Genomic DNA, 22,639 nt, shown 5'->3' on the forward strand with positions numbered 1-22,639 from the left:
TTACATCTTTGATTTCTCGCGGAGTAACTTGTGATGCTGATAATCTGTTGACTAGCAGTCTGACTCCACAAGCACCCACACGAATTGCTTGATTCAGTTGTTAAAGAGCGGTTGGTTAAGATCTTTCGTCTCAACCGAGGCGCGCATTCTACAGCAGCCTCATTTGCTGTCAAGTGATTTTTTTCAGAAGTTTTCAAGGAATCCTTAACAACTTCAACCACTTGCGCCTTCGATCTCTCGTCAGCGGGAGGCGAATTCTACAGCGTTACTCGCTGCTGTCAACACCTCTTTCTCAACTTCCTTGGCGCTTCGATGAACTGAAGCAACCTGCTGCCGAAAACTGCGTAACTCTTTGTTTACCAAGGAGTTTTCCGTTTCGACTGAGCCGGAAGTGGGGCGAATTATAGGCCTCCAGAATCTGCCGTCAAGCACTGATTCAGGTTTTCTATCAATAACTTACAGAAGGCGCTGAAACGCCCCGAAGGAAGCCTGAAAGGAGGGGAAAAATGCTTCCTCTATATAGAAGAGCCTCCTCGATGCCAGCCACTGCCCAGATCATGGCCAAAAAGTGAGCCCACCGCACACGGAAGATTGTGCTGGCCGCCAAAAAACAAAAAAGCACCCAAGGTGCTCTTTTGTTACCGTTCTCAGCTGGATAAAGTCGCCACTCCGGCCCGCGCCGTATGTAGCTTCTTATAGCTGTCGATCAGACGAAGGTGCCTGTCGAGGCCCTCCAGTTTCATGCTCGTCGGTGTCAGACCATAAAAACGTACGCTGCCATCGACCGACCCTATCGCCGCGTCCATCCGCTCGTCACCGAACATCCGACGGAAGTTGACCTCGTAATCGCTCAGTTCCAGATCATCGTCCAGCTCCATTTCCAGCACGACGTTCACCGCTTGATAAAACAGGCCGCGCTCGACGGTGTTGTCGTTGTATTGCAAGAAGGCTTCCACCAGATCCTTGGCCTGATCAAACTTCTGCAAGGCCAGATAAATCAGCAGCCTCAGCTCCAGGATCGTCAACTTGCCCCAAGGCGTGTTGTCGTCGAACTCGATGCCGATCAAGGTGGTGATGTCGGTGTAATCATCCAGCTCGCTGCTTTCCAGCCCCTGGGCCAGCGATCGCAGGCCGACTTTGCTCAGGCTGTGCAGATTCAGGATGTCGGCGCGGAACTGCAGCGCCTTGTTGGTGTTATCCCAGATCAAATCTTCGACCGGATAAATTTCCGAGTAATCCGGCACCAGAATGCGGCAGGCCTTGGCGCCGATATGCTCATAGACCGCCATGTACACTTCTTTGCCCATGTCTTCGAGAATGCCGAACAAGGTCGCGGCCTCTTCGGCATTGGAGTTTTCGCCTTGACCGGAGAAATCCCACTCAACGAATTCGAAGTCCGGCTTGGCACTGAAGAAGCGCCACGACACCACACCGCTGGAGTCGATAAAGTGCTCGACGAAGTTATTCGGTTCAGTCACCGCCTGACCTTCGAAGGTCGGCTGCGGCAGATCGTTCAGGCCTTCGAAACTGCGACCTTGCAGCAGTTCCGTCAGGCTGCGCTCCAGCGCCACTTCCAGGCTTGGGTGCGCGCCGAACGAGGCAAACACGCCACCGGTACGCGGGTTCATCAAGGTGACGCACATCACCGGGAACTCCCCGCCCAGCGACGCATCCTTGACCAGCACCGGGAAGCCCTGCTCTTCCAGGGCCTGGATACCGGCCAGGATGCCCGGGTATTTCGCCAGCACTTCCTGCGGCACATCCGGCAGGGCCATTTCGCCTTCAAGGATTTCGCGCTTGACCGCGCGTTCGAAGATTTCCGACAGGCACTGCACCTGGGCTTCGGCCAGCGTGTTGCCGGCGCTCATGCCATTGCTCAGGAACAGGTTTTCGATCAGGTTGGACGGGAAGTACACCACCTCATTGTCCGACTGGCGCACAAACGGTAGCGAACAAATGCCGCGCTGGGTGTTGCCGGAGTTGGTGTCGTACAGATGCGAACCACGCAACTCACCATCCCGGTCGTAAACCTTCAGGCAGTACTCGTCGAGGATTTCAGTCGGCAGTTCGTCCTTCGGGCCCGGCTTGAACCAGCGTTCGTCCGGGTAATGCACAAACGCCGCGTTGGCGATGTCCTCCCCCCAGAACTGATCGTTATAGAAGAAGTTGCAGTTGAGCCGCTCGATAAACTCGCCCAACGCCGATGCCAGCGCGCCTTCCTTGGTCGCGCCTTTACCATTGGTAAAACACATCGGCGAGTGCGCATCGCGAATGTGCAGCGACCACACATTGGGAACGATGTTGCGCCATGAAGCGATTTCAATCTTCATGCCCAGGTCGGCCAGGATGCCCGACATGTTGGCGATGGTTTGCTCCAGCGGCAGGTCCTTGCCCGCAATGTAGGTGCCCGCCTCGGAAGTCGAGTGCGGCATCAGCAGCGCCTGGGCATCGGCGTCGAGGTTTTCGACCTCTTCAATCACGAACTCAGGCCCGGTTTGCACCACCTTCTTTACCGTGCAACGGTCAATGGAGCGCAAGATCCCCTGGCGGTCCTTGGCGGAGATGTCCGCCGGCAATTCGACCTGAATCTTGAAAATCTGGTTGTAGCGGTTTTCCGGGTCAACGATGTTGTTCTGCGACAGGCGGATATTTTCGGTGGGAATATTGCGAGTCTCGCAATACAACTTCACGAAGTACGCCGCACACAACGCCGACGAAGCCAGGAAATAATCGAACGGCCCCGGTGCCGAGCCATCACCCTTGTAGCGAATGGGTTGATCGGCGATCACCGTGAAGTCGTCGAACTTGGCCTCAAGTCGAAGGTTGTCGAGAAAGTTGACCTTGATTTCCATGTGCGATTACCAGAATAACGAGCTAAACGATTTGGCCGCCATTATCCGGTTTTTCAGCGCTGACCGTTAACTTTCCACTATTTATCGATCAACGCGACACCACGCTCCTCCAGCAAGCGCACAAACATCGTGAGGCTCTGCGACACCGTCCCCCTGCGCCACACCAACCAGGTACGCAGATAGCGGAACGACTCCGACAACGGCCAGACGCTGACCGTCGTACACCCAGGCATGCTTTCGAGCATGCTGCGTGGCATCAGCGCCAGGCCGGCCCCGGCGCTGACGCAGGCCAGCATGCCGTGATAGGACTCCATTTCGAATATCTTGCCGGGCACCGCTGCGCCATTGGCAAACCAGCTTTCGAAATGATGGCGATAGGAGCAGTTGGAGCGGAAGGCATAGATGTTTTCGCCATTCACATCCTTGGCCCGATGAATCGGCTCATGATTGAGCGGTGCGATCAGGACCATCTCCTCCTCGAATGACGGTACGCCTTCCAGCGCCGGATGCAACACCGGCCCATCGACAAATGCCGCGGCCAGCCGCCCCGACAGCACCCCGTCGATCATGGTCCCGGAGGGGCCGGTGGACAGGTCCAGTTCGACCTTCGCGTGTTTCTGGTTATAGGCAGCCAATAGCTCTGGAATTCGTACCGCTGCAGTGCTTTCCAGCGAACCCAGGGCGAAGGCGCCTTGCGGTTCTTCACCCGCTACGGTGGCCCGCGCCTCCTGAACCAGGTCGAGAATGCGTCGAGCGTAATCCAGGAAGCTCCAGCCGGCTGGCGACAAGCGCAGGCGACTCTTCTCGCGGATAAACAGATCCACACCCAGGTCCTGCTCAAGCTGCTTGATTCGGGTCGTGAGATTCGATGGCACCCGGTGGATGTGCTGGGCGGCCACGCTGATGCTGCCGTGCTCGGCGACAGCCTTGAAAATTTCGAGCTGAACCAGATCCAAGTCATTCTCCAAACGTGAACGTTATGCTCAGTATTATTCAGTTTCCATAAAACATATACCCCCATAACCTGAGCACATTCCTACCTAGCAGGACGGTGCCATGACCCACGTATCCAGCCTTACCCATGCCATTTCGATCAACCCGACCACGGGCGAGCAGATCGGCCAGTACGTTTTCGAGTCCGATTCGGCATTACAGGCCGCGCTGGCGCGGGCCACTACCGGGTTTCGAGCCTGGCGCAGCAAACCGGTAGAGCAACGCGCGCAGCTGTTGATCAGCCTCGGCCAGGCCTTGCGCAACAATGCAGAGGCCATGGCCAACATGATCACCCTGGAAATGGGCAAGCCGATTACCCAGGCCCGTGGCGAAATTGAAAAATGCGCGCAGCTCTGCGAGTGGTACGCCGAACAGGGGCCCGCCATGCTCAGCGCAGAACCAACCCTGGTCGAAGGCGGCAAGGCACGCATTGAATATCGCCCGCTCGGCCCGATTCTCGCCGTGATGCCGTGGAACTTCCCCATCTGGCAAGTGCTGCGCGGCGCGGTCCCTACCCTGCTCGCCGGCAACACCTACGTGCTCAAGCACGCGCCCAACGTCATGGGTAGCGCCTACCTGCTGCTGGAAACCTTCAAGCAGGCGGATTTTCCTGAAGGTGTCTTCGAGGTCATCAACGTCACCCCGGACGGTGTATCCAAGGCAATCGCCGATCCACGCATCGCGGCTGTCACCCTCACCGGCAGCGTGCGTGCGGGCATGGCCATCGGTGCCCAGGCCGGCGCCGCGCTGAAGAAATGCGTATTGGAGTTGGGCGGCTCCGACCCGTTTATCGTGCTCGACGACGCGGACCTCGATGAGGCGGTCAAAGCCGCCGTGATCGGGCGCTATCAAAACACCGGACAAGTCTGCGCCGCTGCCAAACGCCTGATTGTCGAGCAAGGCATTGCAGAGGAATTTACCCGCAAGTTCGTCGAGGCCACCCAACGACTGGTCATCGGTGATCCACTCGCCTCCACCACTTACATCGGCCCGATGGCGCGCTTCGATCTGCGCGACGAACTGGACCAACAGGTGCGCGACACGCTGGAAGAAGGCGCGACCTTGCTGCTGGGTGGAAAGAAGGTCGAAGGCACCGGCAACTACTACGAACCCACTGTACTGGGCGACGTGACCGACCAGATGACATCCTTCAGACAGGAATTGTTTGGTCCCGTGGCTTCAATCATCACGGCCCGAGACGCAGCCCATGCGCTGGCGCTGGCCAATGACAGCGAGTTCGGCCTCACCGCCACTATTTATACGCGCAATGGCGAACTCGCCCGGCAGATGGCTGGCGAACTTGAAACCGGCGGCGTGTTCATCAACGGCTATAGCGCCAGCGATCCGCGTGTCAGTTTTGGTGGCGTGAAGAAGAGTGGCTTTGGCCGGGAACTCTCGCACTTCGGGGTGCGCGAGTTCTGTAATGCTCAGACGGTTTGGCTGGATCGGCGTTAAGGGCAATGCAGTGCTTCGAACGGGGTCAACTTGCCGCTGGAGCTCAGCCTGCTGATCATTGCCACAAATGCACTGACCACTCGATTCATGACGACAAAGCAGATGCAATGGGCGAATGCAGGAACCGGGACGCTCGATAGCCCCGTCAAGTGTCGCGACACAACTTGCGAATCAGCAAATCGTGTTGATCCCAATAGAAAACCCGGCTTGGCGGCCGGGTTCTGTTTTCACTCCTGCATGGAACAGTCAGCCCGCAGCTCCTGCATGGTGAGCAATCCCAGCTTTCTGGGATTGCCACACATCCAACAGGAGCACACCTTTCCGTGGTTTGCAAAAAGCCCGGCGTTTTTCTCGCTGGTTGACCAGCATTCATAAGCGCTCTGCTTTGAATAAAATCGAGCCTTTATGCGGCGCGTATCGTGTCGTCGTTGAGCTCTAGACATGTTTTTCTCCTAAGCCGAATACGACTAAGCCCCGGCAGATTTCTCTGGCGAGGCTTGTTCGGCTGGGTCTAAAACACGTAGAAATGATACCCCATGTCTGACAATTCTCAAGTTTCAATAGTCAAGGCGGGCTAACCCCTGTGGATTGAAGTGCCGACTACAGCGCAAGCAGTCAGCCTGACATCGCGATCCTCAGCGCCACTGCTGCTTCAAGCAGCTTGTTCGCCTGGGTCGAGACAGCTGCAGCCATTTCTTCATCCCCTGTTTCTCTGAGCGTTGCAGCCAGATCGAGCAGCTTCCCCACCTCGGCCTCGATAGTGCGGACGGATTCGCCTATTTGGTACTTAAGTGAATGAGCCATCTCGATCAAACCTCGGACCGGATTAAAGACAAATCCCACCTGGGCGAATGCTCAAGTCATTCAGTGGCGCGTCACTGACCGCCATTCGATTGCCCCAAAACCATTGTGGAGTACTGAGCAGAGAGTATCGAAAGTTTTGATGTCGTGTCGTACTCCAGCAGCACTTGACCCAACGGTGACGCCACGGCATTTCGTATTCAGATGTCACACTTTCGTCACACCTATCTCGCACAATACGGTCAGCCAAAGGGATTTGGCCCATCTACAGAAAGCCCGGCCCGACGCCGGGCTTTTTACTTTCTGACCCTTGTTCCCCAAACCCGACGACTGATTCAGAGTACAGGGTGGTTCATTTCAACCCGCTCTGATGTTGCCCGGCGAACTGTCTCTGGAACCAGTCCGAGAGCATCGCCTTCTCGGAGTAGAGCCTGTCACTCCTGTTCGCACGCCCCGGACGCTGGAGGTAGAGCTGATCCATGACTCTGGCATCGGCCTGGTTCACGATCTGGCCATTTTGCTTGAGTACGTAATGTAGATCGATGCTTGGCCAGGTAATGTCGCGCATGAAGCGCACCTCATAGGCATTTATCCTCCAGGGTTCGTAACGACCGGCCAGGTCGATGTTGCGTATTTCAATTTGCAGCTGCTGGTCGGCTGGCAGATACCGCTCGCCAAGCTTCTGGAGGTAGCTGCGCAGCTCTTTCATGACATAAGGATCGGCCCCACGTTCATAGCCCGGACTGTCCAGGCTGGCATCGCTGAATTTTTCGGGGTTATTGAAGACGACTTCGACCGAAGGCGCTGCGGTGGCAAGTGGCACCATGAACAGCGCCAGCAGTGCGATCGAGGTGCAAACGGATATTGAGCGCATGGCATCACCTCCGGGTGCAACGCTTTTCAATGCATGCTGCACCCTGTTCAGTTTACGCCTGTAGCGCATGCCCGCTGCGTGTGTTTCCAGCTCCTAATGGTCGATGCGCCTGTCATAGGCCGTGCGCAGGCGATCCTGGCGCGCGCGACCTGACTCAACGGCAACATGCTCCATGACCTTGGAATGAGCTGAAGAATTCACCCGGAACGCGCCTACACTGAAAGGCACAGCGATTGAGAGGACACGGAGCTCCACGCATGCGCCCTAGCGCCCTTGTGATACTCCTTATCAGCTATGCCGTGCTGATGGTGGTTTTTTTCAAGCTAAATGCTCGAAACAATCGACGCCGCAGAGAAGGTCTTTACGAAGCCTTTGAAACTGCAATGCGACAGCATGGGATAGGGTCTTTCGAGATCATCCAGGAAAGCATTTATATCGGTAACAACTTTCGGCCATCAGAGCTGCACCGGATATTGTTGGACGATACAGGGCACTACTTTCTTTACATGCACGCCAGTAACGCGCAGCCAATTTTAATGCCACTGACCGAAGAGCGAGCGTTACAAGCTGCACAGGGGGAGATGGGAATCCAGGCATAGACCATCACAACCGCCACCAGGGACCATGAAGAAGGGGGGATTGCCCCGCCCTGCTCAGCCGACTCAAGCAGAAGGGAGGGTGGTTAACACAACTCGCACCAGAACAGGATCATGCTCGTAGCCAAGCCGCTGGTAACGATCCCGATGCCAAACACGACGCCGAGAAGCAGAGTTTTTGCCCACATGGCTCGAATCTCCGGATACCGCATTCAATGAATGCTTCAGTATGAGTACCTGAGCAAAATCCAAGCCATTTGGCACAGGTCAAGCCCGGGCCCAGCGATTGCACTGAAAACGGTCTCTTCGAGTCGTGAAACATTCCCCAACAAGGGGTTCGCTTACCCTACATTTTGGGCTGAAACACCCAATGACTGGGGCTCGGTTTGATCTAGGCTTGAATGAGATCACGCGGGAGAAAAACACCATGTCCCTGTCTCTCAGAAATCCATTGGCCTTTGTTTTGGCGGTGTTCTTTTGCGCAGCCGCGCGCGGTGAAGGAACAGCAGACGCCTATCACCCACCGGCAATACTTCCCCTGGAATCCGAGACGGCGCCAAGACTCATTGCCGAGCCGCCGCTTGCCGAGCCTCTTGCCCGCGGAGTCGTCATTATCCAATACCGCACAGAGCACGCGAGGATCATGCCGGTATTTGGTAAAGCGGCGGCTGATGTATCACCCCGCCTCGGGCACCTTCACGTGACCGTCGACGACTGGAAAGGTACATGGGCGCACACCAGTGAAGACCCGATCATCCTGGTCGGACTGCCCCCCGGTACTCACCAGGTTCTTCTTGAAGTGGCCGACCCGACTCACAAAATCCTTACCAGTACGACAGTGCGTTTCATCGTTCCGGAAAAGTAACCAGCTGACGCCCCTCATTAGTCGCCACTTCACTTCAGTTGTCTGCTTACCCCAATCGAAGAAGTTTGCCTCCGATATTGGCTGCCCCCCAGTCAATAGCGGAGGTTTGCTTAATGACCTACGCTCAGATTCGGCAGTAAACCAGCTGGAGTCTCGACGTGTTCAAACGCTGATCAAGACATCCAGGGCAGAGAGGATCTTGGTCAGGAGCGACAAAGGATGAAACCGGAATATTCATGCATCAAATGGATCGCCATCGCTGCCGCTTCGGTGGCACTTGTATCAGGCTGTGCCAGCAAGAACGACCCCGTGGCCCAGGCCGAAAAAGCCGATGCAGCCAAAGGCATCGCCGCCCCCAGCCTCACGGAAACGAAGGCCATCGCCGAGGAAGCCTTCATCTACGGACTGCCGATCGTAATGAACTATGCGGTGATGTATGAGTACGCCGTGGACAAAAGCGGCCCGCAGTTCAAGGCCCCCTTCAACCAGATCAAGAACGAACCCCGTGTCTTCACTTACCAGGATACGGCCATCGTCACGCCCAACAGCGATACCCCCTACTCCTTCCTCTGGCTGGATCTGCGCGCCGAGCCCATGGTGCTCACAGTGCCCGCAGTGGAAAAGAAACGTTATTACTCGGTGCAACTGATCGACGGCAACACCTACAACTACGGCTACATCGGCAGCCGCACCACCGGGAACGGCCCGGGTAACTACATGGTGGTCGGGCCTGACTGGAAGGGTTCCGTGCCACCCGGCATTGGCAAAGTCTTCTATTCGACAACGCCCTTCACGGTGGCCGGCTACCGAACCCAGCTCTTCAATCCCAAGGACATGCCGAATGTCATCAAGGTGCAGTCCGGCTACAAAGCCCAGCCGCTGTCGGCGTTCTTGAAGCAACCGGCGGCGCCTGCATCGCCGGTTATCAATTTCCCTCCAAGCACCACTAAGGGGATCAAGGAGAACTTCTTCGAGTATCTTGATGCCGCGCTCCAGTATGTACCGCCAACACCGGAAGACCGGGAAATTCGGGCTCGAATCGCGAAAATCGGCATTGGACCGGGCAAGAGCTTCAAGCTCCAGGACCTCTCGCTCGAACACAAGGCCGCTGTCCTGCTGGGCATGAAGGAAGGTGACGAGAAGGTGGACAAGTGGTTGTCCGGCGGACTCAAGAACGTCAATGGCTGGGGCATCGGCTCGTACTTTGGCGACCGCCATTTCTACAATGGCGACTGGTTGAAGCGCGCCGCCGCGGCCAAAGGCGGAATTTACGGCAACGATGCCGTCGAAGCCACTTACCCCATCACCCGCACAACCGCGACCGGCGAACCACTGGATGGCAGCAAGCATAACTACACACTCACCTTCCCGGCGGGGCAATTGCCTCCAGTGAACGCCTTCTGGTCGGTGACGATGTACGACGGCAAGACACAGCTCCTTATCAAGAACCCGATCGACCGCTATCTACTGAACTCGCCCATGCTGCCCGGCATGAAAAAGAATGCCGACGGGTCGCTGACCCTCTACATCCAACAGAAGTCGCCCGGCAAGGCGCTGGAAGGCAACTGGCTGCCCGCACCCGACGGCCCGATTTACCTGGTGATGCGCCTCTATTGGCCCAAGGAAACGCCGCCTTCAGTCCTGCCGGCTGGCGAAGGCACCTGGAAGCCAGCAGGCATCGTGGTATCGAAATAGAACCCGCGCCAACTCGCGCAGATCCCCCGGCATTTGTCGGGGGTTCACCGTTCCAATACAAGCCTGTCTTCGCTGACAGGCAACGGGTGTGGTGCATTTATCCTGCCTTCCAGTCTGTTCACGAACGCCAGGGCTTCGGCATAGCTGCGAAACGTGACGCACCACGCGTTCATCCAGACATTCCAGTCTTGCGGTGTCCGCGCTTTTTCGATTTTTATCAGCATCCTGGCATCCCTCCTTTTTGCGGTTTAACTCAGTCTCGAACCTGGAAAAACCGAAATGCGGCGTGTGAACTTTCGTCTGCGTGTCCCGGTTGAAGGTGTGGGGGAAGCAGTACAGAAGGTGAGGAGAAGCAGACGCTGCAGATGCGGATTTGGCGGAATTCGAAGCTTGCGTCAAAGCGAACTGCAGGACCTGTCTTTGCTTACCTTCCTCGAGGCGCATTTAAAACGGCTGAAGGGGGGATTAGAAAATCAATAATCATCAAAAAATTATCTATAGGAGCCTTGGCGGGACTTGCAGGGACAATCTGCGGGGACGGTGGTTAGCCTGGATGTTGACGCATCCGATCAGAGCGTGGCGTTTGAACGTATCGAGCTGGATGTGTGGGCCGACGCCTACAGCACGGTCAGAGCAAGGACCAGATGTACGATTCGGCCAGGAAGAAAGCGCGGGTGAGAGCGGCGAATCTCTGGCGGGAGGAAAACCTTCGCCCCGCTACTGCGAGCGACCTTGCTCAATTGCGGCGCAAGAGTGTATGAGGAGCCATACCAAAAGCCTTGCGAAAAGCATGACTGTAATGGGAAAAATCGGAGAATCCGAAATCCAGGGGCGCTTGAGAAATGCTGCGTACCTGACCGCGCGCTATAGCCTCGCGACTGGCGATCAGACGTTCCTTCCAGATCTCCGCGACTGGCGTTTTGGTACCCGGCCTACGTTGGCCTCAACTGACGGATCAACGCTATATCGCAGATAGACAACCACTGAGCAGGTTTTTCATTCCAGCGACATGCTTTTCACGAAACGCTCACAGAGTGGAGCGCAGATTGAATGAACAAAAGGATTTGACCCCGTACGAAAAGCCCGCCTCTGAGCGGGCTTTTTGTTTTCCCCCTCCACTCACGTCAATGGTGGCCGTACGCCATGAATGGTAGAGTAACAGCCTTAATTTGGAGGGATTCAATGAAACTGAGATACTTGTGCACACTCGCTCCAGTACTGGCATTAGCCGTAATTTCGGGTTGTGCAACCCAACCGAAACCTATCGCCAGAAATTCATTCCCGGCTGCCGAATATGCCGCCCTTCCTCAATCGGGCACAGGGGTAGTGGAAGGTCAGGTGTTTTTGAAGACTGTCGGCGGTGACGTTAAATATGGGGCGGGATCCGAAGTGATTCTGAATCCTGTGACCAGTTATTCGGAACAGTGGCATGACGCCACATATTCGAAACATGCCCCAATGGAACCAAGTGACTCCCGTCAAAATCAGTACATTGTCACGACACAAGCAGACGGCTCTGGAAACTTCCGCTTCAGCGGCGTCCCGCCAGGAAAGTACTTCATTACCTCAAGCGTTTACTGGCAAGCACCTAGCCAATTCGGCCTAACTAATCAAGGAGGCATGATCACGAATCGGATCACCGTTTCCGATGGGCAAACTGTCCGTTCGATCCTGACTCGCTAAGCCTCACAAGCCGACAAAGCCCGCCGACAGCGGGCTTTTCTTTATCCATCAGAATGGCGCAGGCTCCTCTAACAGTTCGGACACTTCTACCGGCCGGATTTCCTCCGTACTTGCTTCCCACCTCAGCGTCACCGACTCATCGTCGTTGAACGTCATGTCGATGCCGTCCGTCTCCGATAGCAAGCCCATCACCTCTTCCCACTCCCGATCACCATCCGTGTCCAGGAACAAGAAAATCCACGACGTTGCGGTACGCAAACTGACCATTCGAAAAAACACCAAGGGTGCCGAGCGCATTTCATTGGAATGGAAGCGCATCACTGCAAGCTTCAGTGGAATTGGGAGATTGCGGTACCGGAATTGGGGACGAGTGTGTTCCTGTTCCCAGCTGGATTCGGGGGAAGAAGTACCCGGTCTGGCGTGAGGAACCGAGACGAGCGTCTAGTCATGATGAATGACGTTGCCAAGTCAGTGATCGAGAAGCAGCGCGGCAAGCATCCGCTCTACGTGTTCCCGTTTGGCAAACCAGATGGCGAGGGAAATGAAACGACGGTTCACCGCATGAATGACTCGGCGTGGAAGAAGGCGCGGATTCGAGCGGCGAAGAAATGGCAGGAGAAGTTCTTGCGGCCGGCACATGATGGCTTTGCCAGAATCCGCATTCATGACTTGAAGCACACCTTTGGGAGAAGGCTGCGTGCGGCAGGTGTGACAGAGGAAGATCGGAAAGCGCTGCTCGGCCACAAGAACGGAAGCATCACCAGTCACTACTCGGCGGCAGAACTGGATCAGCTGATCGCGGCGGCAAACAAGGTATCAGCAACCGACTCGCGCGCACCTGCGCTAACGATTCTGAAAAAGAGAAGCAGGATGGAATACGCCCAGGGTCACTCGGAAAGACACTATGGCAGAAACAACAAAGCCGCTCGAAAGCGGCCAAGTCATTGAATAATATGGTCGGGACGGAGTGATTCGAACACTCGACCCCTAGCACCCCATGCTAGTGCGCTACCGGACTGCGCTACGCCCCGACTAGGCGTGTTACTCATCCCTCACCTCGAGGAACGCTCAAGAATATATCGCAAGCTTTTGAAAACTGGAAGTATTTAAAAGCGAGAATTTATTTCTTGAGTACCACCAGAACATCTTCGAGCTCGGCGATCATCTGGCGGATCATTTGCTTGTATTGGGTGGTGTCGTCTTTGGCTTCATCACCGGACAAACGCAGGCGCGCTCCGCCGATGGTGAACCCCTGATCATAAAGTAGCGCGCGGATCTGCCGGATCATCAGCACGTCCTGGCGCTGATAATACCGGCGGTTTCCGCGGCGCTTGACCGGGTTGAGCTGAGGAAACTCCTGCTCCCAGTAGCGCAGCACGTGTGGTTTTACCGCACACAGCTCGCTGACTTCACCAATGGTGAAGTAGCGTTTGCCCGGGATGACGGGGAGCTCGTCGTTATGACTTGGTTCCAGCATAAGCCTCAACTCGGGCCTTCAACTTCTGCCCTGGACGAAAGGTGACCACACGGCGAGCCGTGATCGGGATTTCTTCCCCCGTTTTCGGATTGCGGCCAGGCCGCTGGCGTTTGTCCCGAAGGTCGAAATTGCCGAAACCGGACAATTTGACTTGTTCGTTGTCTTCGAGAGCGTGCCTGATTTCTTCAAAAAACAGTTCGACCAATTCCTTGGCCTCCCGTTTATTCAGGCCCAGCTCTTCATACAGACGTTCCGCCATCTCAGCTTTCGTCAGAGCCCCCATACGTCACTTCCTTAACGTGGCGTTCAACCTTTGTTCGAGCGAGGTGAGGATGTTTTGCGTTGCGGTATTCACCTCATCGTCATTAAGAGTGCGCGATGGATGCTGCCAGGTCAAGCCGACTGCAAGGCTTTTTCTATCAGGATCAATGCCTTTACCCTGATACACGTCAAATAGCCTGAGGTCTGTCAGCCATTCGCCTGCATTTTCACGGATTACGTCCAGTACAGCCGTGGCTGCAACGTCTTTGTGCGCAATCAGTGCAAGGTCACGACGCACTTCAGGAAAGCGCGATAACTCGTGGAATTTCGGCATTTTGCCCGAAGCGACTTCCGCCAGAACCAGCTCGAAGACGAAGACCGGACGGTCGAGACCGAGGGTTTTCGACAATTCGGGGTGGATCGCGCCAATGAAGCCGACCAGACGACCATCGCGTTCGATGCGTGCGGTTTGGCCCGGGTGCAATGCCGGGTGCTTGCCTGGCACGAAAGTGAACGCATCCAGGGCACCGGCGAAGCCCAGCACCGCTTCCACGTCAGCCTTGACGTCAAAGAAGTCGACGGTATCGCGACCCTGCGCCCAGCCTTCCGGCAAGCGACTGCCGCAAACCACACCGGCGAGCATCGGCTCTTGCTTCAAACCTTCGAGCTGACCGACAAAACGCAGGCCGCTTTCGAACAGGCGTACGCGATCCTGCTGACGGTTCAGGTTGTGCTGAAGCGCCTTGACCAGACCCGGCCACAAGGACGAACGCATGGCGGCCATGTCATTGGAGATCGGATTGGCGAGCAGCAGCGGCTCAACACCCGGATTAAACAGTTCGAACTGTTTCGGATCGATGAAGCTGTAGGTAATTGCTTCCTGATAGCCACGGGCAACCAGCAGGCGGCGCAGTTCAGGCAGGTCGCTACGGGCCTCGGCCTTGGCTTGCGGCGCCAGACGCGCTTGCGGATAACGAACCGGCAGACGGTTGTAGCCGTACAGGCGTGCCAGTTCTTCGATCAGGTCGACTTCCAGGCTGATATCGAAGCGATGGCTTGGCACTTCTACACGCCACTGCCCTGCCCCGTCGGCAGTAATGGCCAGGCCCAGGGCATTGAGCAGGCGCTCCACTTCAGCCGAATCCATTTCCATACCCAGCATCTGGGTAATGCGCTGGGCACGCAGGGTGACCGGAGCAATGTTCGGCAGGTGCTGTTCGCTGACGGTCTCGATGATCGGACCCGCTTCACCACCGGTGATGTCCAGCAGCAGGCCAGTCGCGCGCTCCATGGCCTCGCGGGCCAGTTGCCAGTCCACGCCACGCTCATAGCGATGGGATGCATCGGTGTGCAGGCCATAGGAACGGGCCTTGCCTGCCACGGCGATCTGGTCGAAGAAGGCGCTTTCGAGGAACACGTCACGGGTGGTCGCGGACACACCGCTGTGCTCGCCACCCATGACGCCGGCGATCGCCAGTGCGCGGGAGTGGTCGGCAATCACCAACGTATCGCTACGCAGGCTGACTTCCTGACCGTCGAGCAGCACCAGCTTCTCGCCGTCTTCGGCCATGCGCACACGGATGCCGCCGTTGATTTCGGCGAGATCGAAGGCGTGCAGTGGCTGACCCAGCTCCAGCATCACGTAGTTGGTGATGTCGACGGCAGCATCGATGCTGCGCACGTCGGCACGACGCAGACGCTCTACCATCCACAGCGGCGTAGGCCTGGACAGGTCGACGTTACGGATCACACGACCCAGATAACGCGGGCACGCGGCGGGCGCCAACACTTCTACCGAACGTACTTCGTCGTGGGCGGCAGGCACCGAAGCCACTACCGGACGACTGACCGGAGCGGCGTACAAAGCACCCACTTCACGGGCCAGACCGGCCAGGGACAGGCAGTCGCCACGGTTCGGGGTCAGGTCGACCTCGATGCTGGCATCTTCCAGGTCCAGGTAAACGCGGAAATCCTCACCCACTGGCGCATCGGCCGGCAGTTCCATCAGACCGTCGTTACCTTCACCGACCTGCAGCTCGGATTGCGAGCACAGCATGCCGTTGGATTCAACGCCACGCAGCTTGGCCTTCTTGATCTTGAAGTCACCTGGCAACTCGGCGCCGATCATGGCGAAAGGAATCTTCAGGCCCGGGCGCACGTTGGGCGCACCGCAAACCACCTGGAAGGTTTCCGAGCCGTTGCTGACCTGGCATACGCGCAGCTTGTCGGCGTCCGGGTGCTGCTCGGTGCTCAGCACCTCGCCAACCACCACGCCACTGAAAACACCGGCGGCCGGCGTAACGCTATCGACCTCAAGACCGGCCATCGACAGACGAGCAACCAGCTCGTCGCGACTTACCTGCGGGCTAACCCAGCCACGCAGCCATTGTTCACTGAATTTCATCCTGCTCTCCTAAGAATTCGTTACGACTAGCGAAATTGCGCGAGGAACCGCAAGTCGTTGTCGAAGAACAGACGCAAGTCGTTCACGCCGTAACGCAGCATGGCCAGACGCTCTACGCCCATGCCGAAGGCAAAGCCCGAGAACTCTTCCGGGTCGATCCCGGACATGCGCAGCACGTTCGGGTGAACCATGCCGCAGCCCATCACTTCCAGCCAGCCGGTCTGCTTGCAGACGCGGCAGCCTTTACCGCTGCACATCACGCATTCCATGTCGACTTCAGCGGATGGCTCGGTGAACGGGAAGTAAGAAGGACGGAAACGCACCGCCAGTTCCTTTTCGAAGAACACCCGCAGGAACTCTTCGATGGTGCCTTTGAGGTCGGCGAAATTGATGTCGCGATCGATCAGCAGGCCTTCGACCTGGTGGAACATCGGCGAGTGGGTGATATCGGAGTCGCTGCGGTATACGCGGCCTGGGCAGACGATGCGGATCGGCGGCTGCCTGGACTCCATGGTGCGGACCTGTACCGGCGAGGTATGGGTACGCAACAGCATGTTCGCATTGAAATAGAAGGTGTCATGCATCGACCGGGCCGGGTGATGGCCTGGGATGTTGAGCGCTTCGAAGTTGTGATAGTCGTCTTCGACCTCAGGGCCTTCGGCGATGCCGTAGCCGATACGGGTGAAGAATTGTTCGACGCGTTCCAGAGTGCGGGTAACCGGATGCAGACCACCGGAGGTCTGACCGCGGCCAGGCAGGGTCACGTCAATGGACTCGGCGGAGAGTTTGGCAGCCAGATCGGCTTCTTCAAACAATGCCTTGCGCGCATTAAGGACCTCTGTGACACGCTCCTTGGCAACGTTGATCAGCGCACCGACCTGCGGACGCTCTTCTGCCGGCAAATTCCCCAGGGTCTTCATCACCTGAGTCAATTCACCCTTCTTGCCAAGGTAGTGAACCCGGATTTGCTCCAGGGCATTGATATCTTCAGCGCTTTGCACAGCCTCTAGTGCTTGAGAGACGAGCGCATCCAGGTTTTCCATGTACAGACTCCAGATACAAAATAGGGGAAGAGCTTGAAGGCTCTTCCCCTATTTATGACGTTTAACACCTGGCCCCACAGATGCGAGGCCGGGTGACTGTCGGGGGTACTTAAGCCAAGGTGGCTTTAGCTTTCTCGACAATCGCAGCAAACGCCGCTTTTTCGTTCACTGCCAGATCAGCCAGAACCTTACGGTCGATCTCGATGGACGCTTTTTTCAGGCCGGCGATGAAACGGCTGTAGGACAGACCGTTGATACGAGCACCAGCGTTGATACGAGCGATCCACAGAGCGCGGAACTGACGTTTTTTCTGACGACGGTCACGGTAGGCGTATTGGCCTGCCTTGATTACCGCTTGCTTGGCAACACGGAATACGCGGGAGCGTGCGCCGTAGTAGCCTTTAGCAAGTTTCAGAATTTTTTTGTGACGCTTACGGGCAATGACGCCACGCTTTACACGAGCCATGAGTTACTTCCTCTATTCTTGACTAAAATTAACGAAGGCGCAGCATGCGCTCGACTTTTGCCACGTCAGACGGATGCAGCAAGCTGCTACCGCGCAGTTGACGCTTACGCTTGGTCGACATTTTGGTCAGGATGTGGCTCTTGAAAGCGTGCTTGTGCTTGATACCGTTAGCAGTTTTCAGAAACCGCTTAGCAGCACCACTTTTGGTCTTCATTTTTGGCATGTTCGGATACTCCGCATTCAGTTGATAAACATAATCAGAAGGCCTGCCGTGCCCTGTTGATTACTTCTTCTTTTTCGGGGCGATGACCATGATCAGCTGGCGTCCTTCCATCTTAGGATGCTGTTCGACCGAACCGTACTCGAGCAAGTCACCTTCAACTCGCTTGAGGAGTTCCATCCCCAGCTCCTGGTGGGCCATCTCACGGCCGCGGAATCGCAAGGATACCTTGGCCCTGTCCCCGTCACTCAGGAAACGTACCAGGTTGCGCAGTTTTACCTGGTAATCCCCTTCCTCCGTCCCTGGACGAAACTTGATTTCTTTAACCTGGATCTGCTTCTGGTTTTTCTTGGCCGCAGCAATCTGCTTCTTCTTTTCGAAGATCGATTTGCCGTAGTCCATCAGTTTGCAAACAGGTGGTACTGCATCGGCGGAAATCTCCACCAGATCCAGCTTGGCCTCTTCAGCCTTAAGAAGCGCGTCTTCGATTGACACAATCCCGAGCTGTTCACCTTCAGCCCCAATTAACCGAACCTCGCGTGCCGAGATATTCTCGTTGATCGGGGCTTTCGGTGCAGTTCGTTTATCTTGTCTCATTTCACGCTTAATAATAATTACTCCGAATCTTGGCGACCACGCCGGGAAACCGCTTGGGCGAGGAACTCAGCGAACTGGGCGACGGGCATCGAGCCCAGGTCAGCACCTTCACGAGTACGCACAGCGACAGTCTGCATCTCGACTTCCCGATCTCCGATAACCAAGAGATAAGGAACCTTGAGCAAAGTATGCTCGCGGATTTTAAAGCCGATCTTTTCATTTCTCAAGTCAGACTTGGCACGAAACCCGCTTTCGTTGAGAGTTTTTTCCACTTCGGCGGCAAAATCAGCCTGTTTATCAGTGATATTCATCACCACTGCCTGGGTCGGAGCCAGCCACGCAGGGAACGCGCCCTCGTAATGCTCGATCAGGATTCCGACGAACCGCTCGAAGGACCCCAGGATCGCCCGGTGCAACATCACCGGGTGCTTGCGGCTGTTGTCTTCGGAGACGTATTCGGCTCCCAGACGCACAGGCAGGTTAAAATCGAGCTGCAGGGTACCACATTGCCAGACGCGACCGAGGCAATCTTTCAGCGAGAACTCGATCTTCGGACCGTAGAACGCACCCTCGCCCGGCTGCAGATCGTACGGCAGGCCCGCGCTGTCAAGGGCTGCGGCCAGTGCAGCTTCGGCGCGATCCCAAAGCTCGTCGGAACCGACGCGTTTTTCCGGACGAGTGGACAGCTTCATCTCGACATCTTTAAAGCCGAAATCGGCGTAGACATCCATGGTCAGCTTGATGAACGCGGCGGACTCGGCCTGCATCTGCTCTTCGGTGCAGAAGATGTGGGCGTCGTCCTGGGTGAATGCGCGCACACGCATGATGCCGTGCAAGGCGCCCGATGGCTCGTTACGGTGGCATGCACCGAACTCGGCCAGGCGCATCGGCAGCTCGCGGTAGCTCTTCAGGCCCTGGTTGAACACCTGCACGTGGCAAGGGCAGTTCATTGGCTTGATCGCGTAGTCGCGGTTTTCCGACTGGGTGGTGAACATGTTGTCGGCGTAGTTGGCCCAGTGCCCGGATTTCTCCCACAGGCTGCGGTCAACCACTTGCGGCGTCTTGATTTCGAGATAGCCGTTGTCGCGCTGAACCTTGCGCATGTACTGCTCGAGCACCTGGTACAGAGTCCAGCCGTTCGGGTGCCAGAACACCATGCCCGGCGACTCTTCCTGGGTGTGGAACAGGCCCAGGCGCTTGCCGATCTTGCGGTGGTCGCGTTTTTCGGCTTCTTCGATGCGCTGGATGTAAGCCGCCAGTTGCTTCTTGTCCGCCCATGCGGTGCCGTAGACGCGCTGCAATTGCTCGTTCTTGGCATCGCCACGCCAGTAGGCGCCGGACAGCTTGGTCAGCTTGAAGGATTTCAGGAAGCGGGTGTTCGGCACGTGCGGACCGCGGCACATGTCGACGTATTCTTCGTGATAGTAGAGGCCCATGGCCTGTTCGTTCGGCATGTCCTCGACCAGGCGCAACTTGTAGTCTTCGCCACGGGCCTTGAACACTTCGATCACTTCGGCGCGCGGAGTGACTTTCTTGATCACGTCGTAATCTTTCTCGATCAGCTGCTGCATGCGCTGTTCGATGGCCGCCAGGTCGTCCGGAGTGAAAGGACGCTCGAAGGCGATGTCGTAATAGAAACCTTCGTCGATGACCGGACCGATGACCATTCTGGCGGTCGGGTACAACTGCTTGACCGCGTGGCCAACCAGGTGGGCGCAGGAGTGGCGAATGATCTCCAGCCCCTCTTCATCCTTTGGCGTGATGATTTGCAGCGACGCGTCGCTGTCGATGATGTCGCTGGCGTCGACCAGCTTGCCATCGACCTTGCCCGCAACGGTGGCCTTGGCCAGGCCGGCACCGATGGAGGCGGCGACCTCGGCTACGGAAACCGGGTGATCGAATGAACGTTGACTGCCGTCGGGAAGAGTAATAGTTGGCATGGCGCCTCCTCTCCTAGTGGTGACCCCTACCAAAGGTCACGTGGGTTGGGATGAGCCAGTACAAGATCCGGTCCAGGCCATTCAATGACGAACGCCTGCCTTACAGCGGCAGGAGCCTTGCGGCCAACCGGAAAACCGAACCAGAGTGACTGGGATTCAAATCAGGGTTAATCGCGCATCTGCCGCCACCGGGACTGAAGGTCCATCGGAGCCTGCAAACGCCCGAGCGGGGCATGCTAGCACAGATGAACGGTTATCGGCCTGCACGCAATCAGACGGTGAAAATTTCCTCACTTTCTTGGCGCAAAGTGAACTTGAGATATACGAGATGCCTCAAACTGACTGAGAATCGCCACAGATATCGACCCCAAGGAGTTCCTGTCATGCGCCTTATCCGTCTTTTTGCCTTTGCCGCCCCGCTTGCCCTGTTGCTGCCACTGAGCGCACACGCGGCCTGGCCAAATGGTGTGAAAGCCCAGTACATGAGCGATTGCACAAAAGCTGCCAGCCAAACTGTCAACCCGGCCGAAGCGAAGAAGCACTGCTCGTGCGGCGCCGACGTTCTCGAGAAGAAATTCACCACCCAGGAGATCGCGCAGTTGATGGACAAGAACAACCCAGCCGGCCCTGAATTGAGCCAGCGCGCACTGAAAGAAATCTCGGTGTGCCGAGTCCAGAAATAGCGTTGCACAGGACGTTTTTTGAGTGATCCCGGGGCCCAAAACAGCCAAATATCGGCTGATTCACATAATTTACGCAGCTTTTACGGGTTTTTTTACTCCCCTGTTTTGCAGCGCAAACCCCCTGAAACCGGGGCTCACAGCCATTCCTGGTGGTGAAAGACGTGCAATATGAAAGCAAACAGCGCGTCTGGGGGGGTCCCAAACCGAACATTTCGACTATGATACTCGGGTGTGCCCAGTTGGCCTGAGCAGCACAGTACTACTGAAAATATATGTTTCTTGGAGATACACCATGTCTAATCGCCAAACCGGCACCGTTAAATGGTTCAACGATGAAAAAGGCTTCGGCTTCATCACTCCTCAAGGTGGCGGTGACGACCTGTTCGTACACTTCAAAGCTATCGAAAGCGACGGTTTCAAAAGCCTGAAAGAAGGCCAGACTGTTTCCTTCGTGGCTGAGAAAGGCCAAAAGGGTATGCAAGCTGCTCAAGTTCGCCCAGAGTAATTTCCAGGCGCACTAAAAAAACCCCGTCCATGTGACGGGGTTTTTTATGGGTGAAACAAAAGCCTGGGGATCAGCCGCAGTTGACCCGGGTGACCACCCTGCCGGCATCGGTGTTCAGGTTCAGGCGATCGGAACGGTACTCCAGCGTCACCATATCGGTTGGCAGCAGGAACCGCGCGCTTTGCGCCCCTGCGCGGGTACGCGCCTGCTCAAGCAGCTGCGGCGATGCCTGTTTGCCGATGGTGAACTCGGCAGCCTTCGCTTCACAGCGGCTGTGACCCGTGTCAGTCGTCGCCACATCCGCGTTTGCCGACTCCGTAGAGGCAGTGCTGCAACCGGCCAGCGTGGCAACGGCCAGCAAAGTACCCAATGACGCGAGCTTCCAAGGCATGAAGCCTCCTTATTCAATGATTAAGCTGAGATCGTGCGACAACCAGACTGGCGTTTGGTTTCACAGGCAGTGCCAGCACCCTGCCCGCAATCCGCACGAGCCGCGATTCTGCCTGAGCGCCGCTCTGCCCTTAATCACTGAATCGTGACTGAATATGAACAACGCTCAATAGACGTCGATGTAGTCGTAAGGCGGATTGGGCCAGTTCTCTTTCAAGGCATTGAAGATTTGCATGACCCAGACTTCATCGCTGGCCGCGACCCGTCCGACATAACCGGAGCCCTTGGCCCAGGTTTCGAGCCGGAACAACAAACCGTCGATATCGGTTCCGCCCACGACCCCCGAGGAGATGTAGGCAATACCTCCCTTGGTGACCCGCAACTGGGTGTGCTCATCGTCACTGGCGCCGGCCAGCAACTGACGCACCGCCTCGAGGGTCAGGCCATTCGGGGAGTTCAAATCGATCTGCACAGCGTGCTCCTTGAAAATTCGACAGAGACCAAGTGTCGCACAGCCCTCTTTTCATGCCTAAGTCGACGTGTCAAAAGCCCCGCAAAATGGTTAACTCGGCACTCAGACTTCCCCCCGACTTCACGAGTGCCATCATGACCACCGTAAGCATCGACGCCGACATCAAGGCCAAGTGGCAGGACGGCCACAGCTCCTACAGTCCAAGCAGCACGGAAGAGCTTGCCATTATCGGTATCGACCTGCTGGTCAGGGACCTGGGAACCGAAGCCGCCCAATCGTTCATCGAGCAGATTTTCGAGAAGCATCTGTCGGACCAGAAGGCCGAAACCGTCAGCGGACGGGAGTGAACCCCGCAGGCAGGCACCTG

At 56.6% G+C, this 22,639-nt stretch carries 25 protein-coding genes, 1 tRNA gene and 2 pseudogenes; 10 read left to right on the forward strand and 18 right to left on the reverse strand.

From position 1 onward, the window contains the following. Positions 1 to 647: 647 nt before the first annotated feature. On the reverse strand, positions 648 to 2,852 hold the full coding sequence (locus tag C9422_RS20985; RefSeq protein WP_116581996.1) for an OsmC domain/YcaO domain-containing protein: 2,205 nt from the start codon (positions 2,850 to 2,852) through the stop codon (positions 648 to 650). A gap of 77 nt (positions 2,853 to 2,929) precedes the next feature. Continuing rightward, positions 2,930 to 3,808, reverse strand: coding sequence for a LysR family transcriptional regulator (locus C9422_RS20990; protein WP_116581997.1), 879 nt, complete (start codon positions 3,806 to 3,808; stop codon positions 2,930 to 2,932). Between the two features lie 100 nt (positions 3,809 to 3,908). On the opposite strand from C9422_RS20990, the gene C9422_RS20995 reads away from it, so the two are divergent. Together C9422_RS20995 and C9422_RS32060 are read left to right on the forward strand one after the other, a co-directional pair. After that, positions 3,909 to 5,300 (forward strand): aldehyde dehydrogenase family protein, encoded by a 1,392-nt coding sequence (locus tag C9422_RS20995; RefSeq protein ID WP_116581998.1) that lies wholly within the window; start codon positions 3,909 to 3,911, stop codon positions 5,298 to 5,300. A gap of 30 nt (positions 5,301 to 5,330) precedes the next feature. Then, a complete protein-coding gene (locus C9422_RS32060) occupies positions 5,331 to 5,675 on the forward strand; it encodes a hypothetical protein (RefSeq protein ID WP_133249026.1) in 345 nt (114 codons plus the stop codon). 240 nt (positions 5,676 to 5,915) lie between these two features. Here C9422_RS32060 and C9422_RS21000 read toward each other — a convergent pair whose 3' ends face one another. Continuing rightward, a complete protein-coding gene (locus tag C9422_RS21000) occupies positions 5,916 to 6,104 on the reverse strand; it encodes a hypothetical protein (RefSeq protein WP_102699322.1) in 189 nt (62 codons plus the stop codon). 349 nt (positions 6,105 to 6,453) lie between these two features. Beyond that, a complete protein-coding gene (locus C9422_RS21005; RefSeq protein WP_116581999.1) occupies positions 6,454 to 6,975 on the reverse strand; it encodes a DUF3016 domain-containing protein in 522 nt (173 codons plus the stop codon). A 257-nt stretch (positions 6,976 to 7,232) separates the two neighbouring features. Here C9422_RS21005 and C9422_RS21010 point away from each other — a divergent pair, with 257 nt between their 5' ends. The 3 genes from C9422_RS21010 (at position 7,233) to C9422_RS21020 (ending at position 10,131) form a co-directional block, all read left to right on the forward strand. Continuing rightward, positions 7,233 to 7,574 carry a hypothetical protein gene (locus tag C9422_RS21010; protein ID WP_116582000.1) on the forward strand — a complete coding sequence of 114 codons (342 nt, stop codon included), beginning with the start codon at positions 7,233 to 7,235 and terminating at the stop codon, positions 7,572 to 7,574. A gap of 424 nt (positions 7,575 to 7,998) precedes the next feature. Further along, complete coding sequence (locus C9422_RS21015) at positions 7,999 to 8,436, forward strand: DUF6130 family protein (RefSeq protein WP_116582108.1); 438 nt, start codon at positions 7,999 to 8,001, stop codon at positions 8,434 to 8,436. Between the two features lie 219 nt (positions 8,437 to 8,655). Then, positions 8,656 to 10,131: a DUF1254 domain-containing protein gene (locus C9422_RS21020; protein ID WP_007975726.1), complete on the forward strand. Its 1,476-nt coding sequence runs from the start codon at positions 8,656 to 8,658 to the stop codon at positions 10,129 to 10,131. Positions 10,132 to 10,175: 44 nt separating this feature from the next. Here C9422_RS21020 and C9422_RS21025 read toward each other — a convergent pair whose 3' ends face one another. Both C9422_RS21025 and C9422_RS21030 read right to left on the reverse strand, forming a co-directional pair. Continuing rightward, entirely contained in the window at positions 10,176 to 10,355 is a 180-nt protein-coding gene (locus C9422_RS21025) for a hypothetical protein (RefSeq protein WP_116582001.1), read from the reverse strand. A 512-nt stretch (positions 10,356 to 10,867) separates the two neighbouring features. Then, positions 10,868 to 11,053 (reverse strand): annotated as a pseudogene (locus C9422_RS21030) (helix-turn-helix domain-containing protein); the annotation flags it as partial. Between the two features lie 260 nt (positions 11,054 to 11,313). Here C9422_RS21030 and C9422_RS21035 point away from each other — a divergent pair. Continuing rightward, positions 11,314 to 11,814, forward strand: a complete 501-nt coding sequence (locus tag C9422_RS21035; protein WP_116582002.1) for a hypothetical protein — start codon at positions 11,314 to 11,316, stop codon at positions 11,812 to 11,814. 48 nt (positions 11,815 to 11,862) lie between these two features. Here the strand turns inward: C9422_RS21035 and C9422_RS21040 are convergent, their stop codons facing one another. Continuing rightward, entirely contained in the window at positions 11,863 to 12,081 is a 219-nt protein-coding gene (locus tag C9422_RS21040; RefSeq protein WP_371924819.1) for a DUF1654 domain-containing protein, read from the reverse strand. A gap of 57 nt (positions 12,082 to 12,138) precedes the next feature. On the opposite strand from C9422_RS21040, the pseudogene C9422_RS21045 reads away from it, so the two are divergent. Further along, positions 12,139 to 12,678 (forward strand): annotated as a pseudogene (locus C9422_RS21045) (tyrosine-type recombinase/integrase); the annotation flags it as partial. 90 nt (positions 12,679 to 12,768) lie between these two features. Here C9422_RS21045 and C9422_RS21050 read toward each other — a convergent pair. The 9 genes from C9422_RS21050 to thrS all read right to left on the reverse strand — a co-directional run bounded on the left by C9422_RS21050 (position 12,769) and on the right by thrS (position 20,222). Continuing rightward, positions 12,769 to 12,845 (reverse strand) — tRNA-Pro (locus C9422_RS21050). 89 nt (positions 12,846 to 12,934) lie between these two features. Then, the gene (locus C9422_RS21055) at positions 12,935 to 13,291 is read right to left on the reverse strand and encodes a MerR family transcriptional regulator (RefSeq protein WP_003179985.1); all 357 of its coding nucleotides are present in this window, start codon (positions 13,289 to 13,291) and stop codon (positions 12,935 to 12,937) included. After that, positions 13,272 to 13,574 (reverse strand): integration host factor subunit alpha, encoded by a 303-nt coding sequence (gene ihfA / locus C9422_RS21060; RefSeq protein ID WP_002553164.1) that lies wholly within the window; start codon positions 13,572 to 13,574, stop codon positions 13,272 to 13,274. The genes C9422_RS21055 and ihfA overlap by 20 nt, the downstream gene beginning before the upstream one ends. 3 nt (positions 13,575 to 13,577) lie before the next feature. Next, positions 13,578 to 15,956: a phenylalanine--tRNA ligase subunit beta gene (gene pheT, locus C9422_RS21065; protein ID WP_116582004.1), complete on the reverse strand. Its 2,379-nt coding sequence runs from the start codon at positions 15,954 to 15,956 to the stop codon at positions 13,578 to 13,580. 26 nt (positions 15,957 to 15,982) lie between these two features. Further along, positions 15,983 to 16,999 (reverse strand): phenylalanine--tRNA ligase subunit alpha, encoded by a 1,017-nt coding sequence (gene pheS, locus C9422_RS21070; protein ID WP_116582005.1) that lies wholly within the window; start codon positions 16,997 to 16,999, stop codon positions 15,983 to 15,985. 109 nt (positions 17,000 to 17,108) lie between these two features. Further along, positions 17,109 to 17,465 (reverse strand): 50S ribosomal protein L20, encoded by a 357-nt coding sequence (rplT, locus tag C9422_RS21075; RefSeq protein ID WP_007905879.1) that lies wholly within the window; start codon positions 17,463 to 17,465, stop codon positions 17,109 to 17,111. A gap of 28 nt (positions 17,466 to 17,493) precedes the next feature. Continuing rightward, complete coding sequence (gene rpmI, locus C9422_RS21080; RefSeq protein WP_002553160.1) at positions 17,494 to 17,688, reverse strand: 50S ribosomal protein L35; 195 nt, start codon at positions 17,686 to 17,688, stop codon at positions 17,494 to 17,496. A 60-nt stretch (positions 17,689 to 17,748) separates the two neighbouring features. After that, positions 17,749 to 18,300: a translation initiation factor IF-3 gene (gene infC / locus C9422_RS21085; RefSeq protein WP_172435703.1), complete on the reverse strand. Its 552-nt coding sequence runs from the start codon at positions 18,298 to 18,300 to the stop codon at positions 17,749 to 17,751. Continuing rightward, the gene (gene thrS / locus C9422_RS21090) at positions 18,300 to 20,222 is read right to left on the reverse strand and encodes a threonine--tRNA ligase (RefSeq protein ID WP_008047238.1); all 1,923 of its coding nucleotides are present in this window, start codon (positions 20,220 to 20,222) and stop codon (positions 18,300 to 18,302) included. Before thrS ends, infC begins: the two co-directional genes overlap by 1 nt. 383 nt (positions 20,223 to 20,605) lie before the next feature. Here thrS and C9422_RS21095 point away from each other — a divergent pair, with 383 nt between their 5' ends. Together C9422_RS21095 and C9422_RS21100 are read left to right on the forward strand one after the other, a co-directional pair. Continuing rightward, the gene (locus C9422_RS21095; RefSeq protein ID WP_007975709.1) at positions 20,606 to 20,905 is read left to right on the forward strand and encodes a hypothetical protein; all 300 of its coding nucleotides are present in this window, start codon (positions 20,606 to 20,608) and stop codon (positions 20,903 to 20,905) included. Positions 20,906 to 21,197: 292 nt separating this feature from the next. Then, entirely contained in the window at positions 21,198 to 21,410 is a 213-nt protein-coding gene (locus C9422_RS21100; RefSeq protein ID WP_003179963.1) for a cold-shock protein, read from the forward strand. Positions 21,411 to 21,480: 70 nt separating this feature from the next. Here C9422_RS21100 and C9422_RS21105 read toward each other — a convergent pair whose 3' ends face one another. Continuing rightward, positions 21,481 to 21,801: an I78 family peptidase inhibitor gene (locus tag C9422_RS21105; RefSeq protein WP_104449607.1), complete on the reverse strand. Its 321-nt coding sequence runs from the start codon at positions 21,799 to 21,801 to the stop codon at positions 21,481 to 21,483. A 165-nt stretch (positions 21,802 to 21,966) separates the two neighbouring features. Next, complete coding sequence (locus C9422_RS21110) at positions 21,967 to 22,272, reverse strand: hypothetical protein (protein ID WP_116582006.1); 306 nt, start codon at positions 22,270 to 22,272, stop codon at positions 21,967 to 21,969. 134 nt (positions 22,273 to 22,406) lie between these two features. Here C9422_RS21110 and C9422_RS21115 point away from each other — a divergent pair, with 134 nt between their 5' ends. After that, a complete protein-coding gene (locus tag C9422_RS21115; RefSeq protein ID WP_116582007.1) occupies positions 22,407 to 22,619 on the forward strand; it encodes a hypothetical protein in 213 nt (70 codons plus the stop codon). The last annotated feature ends 20 nt before the right edge of the window (positions 22,620 to 22,639 follow it).

The sequence above is a fragment of the Pseudomonas sp. B1(2018) genome, assembly GCF_003097365.1.
GTDB lineage: Bacteria > Pseudomonadota > Gammaproteobacteria > Pseudomonadales > Pseudomonadaceae > Aquipseudomonas > Aquipseudomonas laurylsulfatiphila.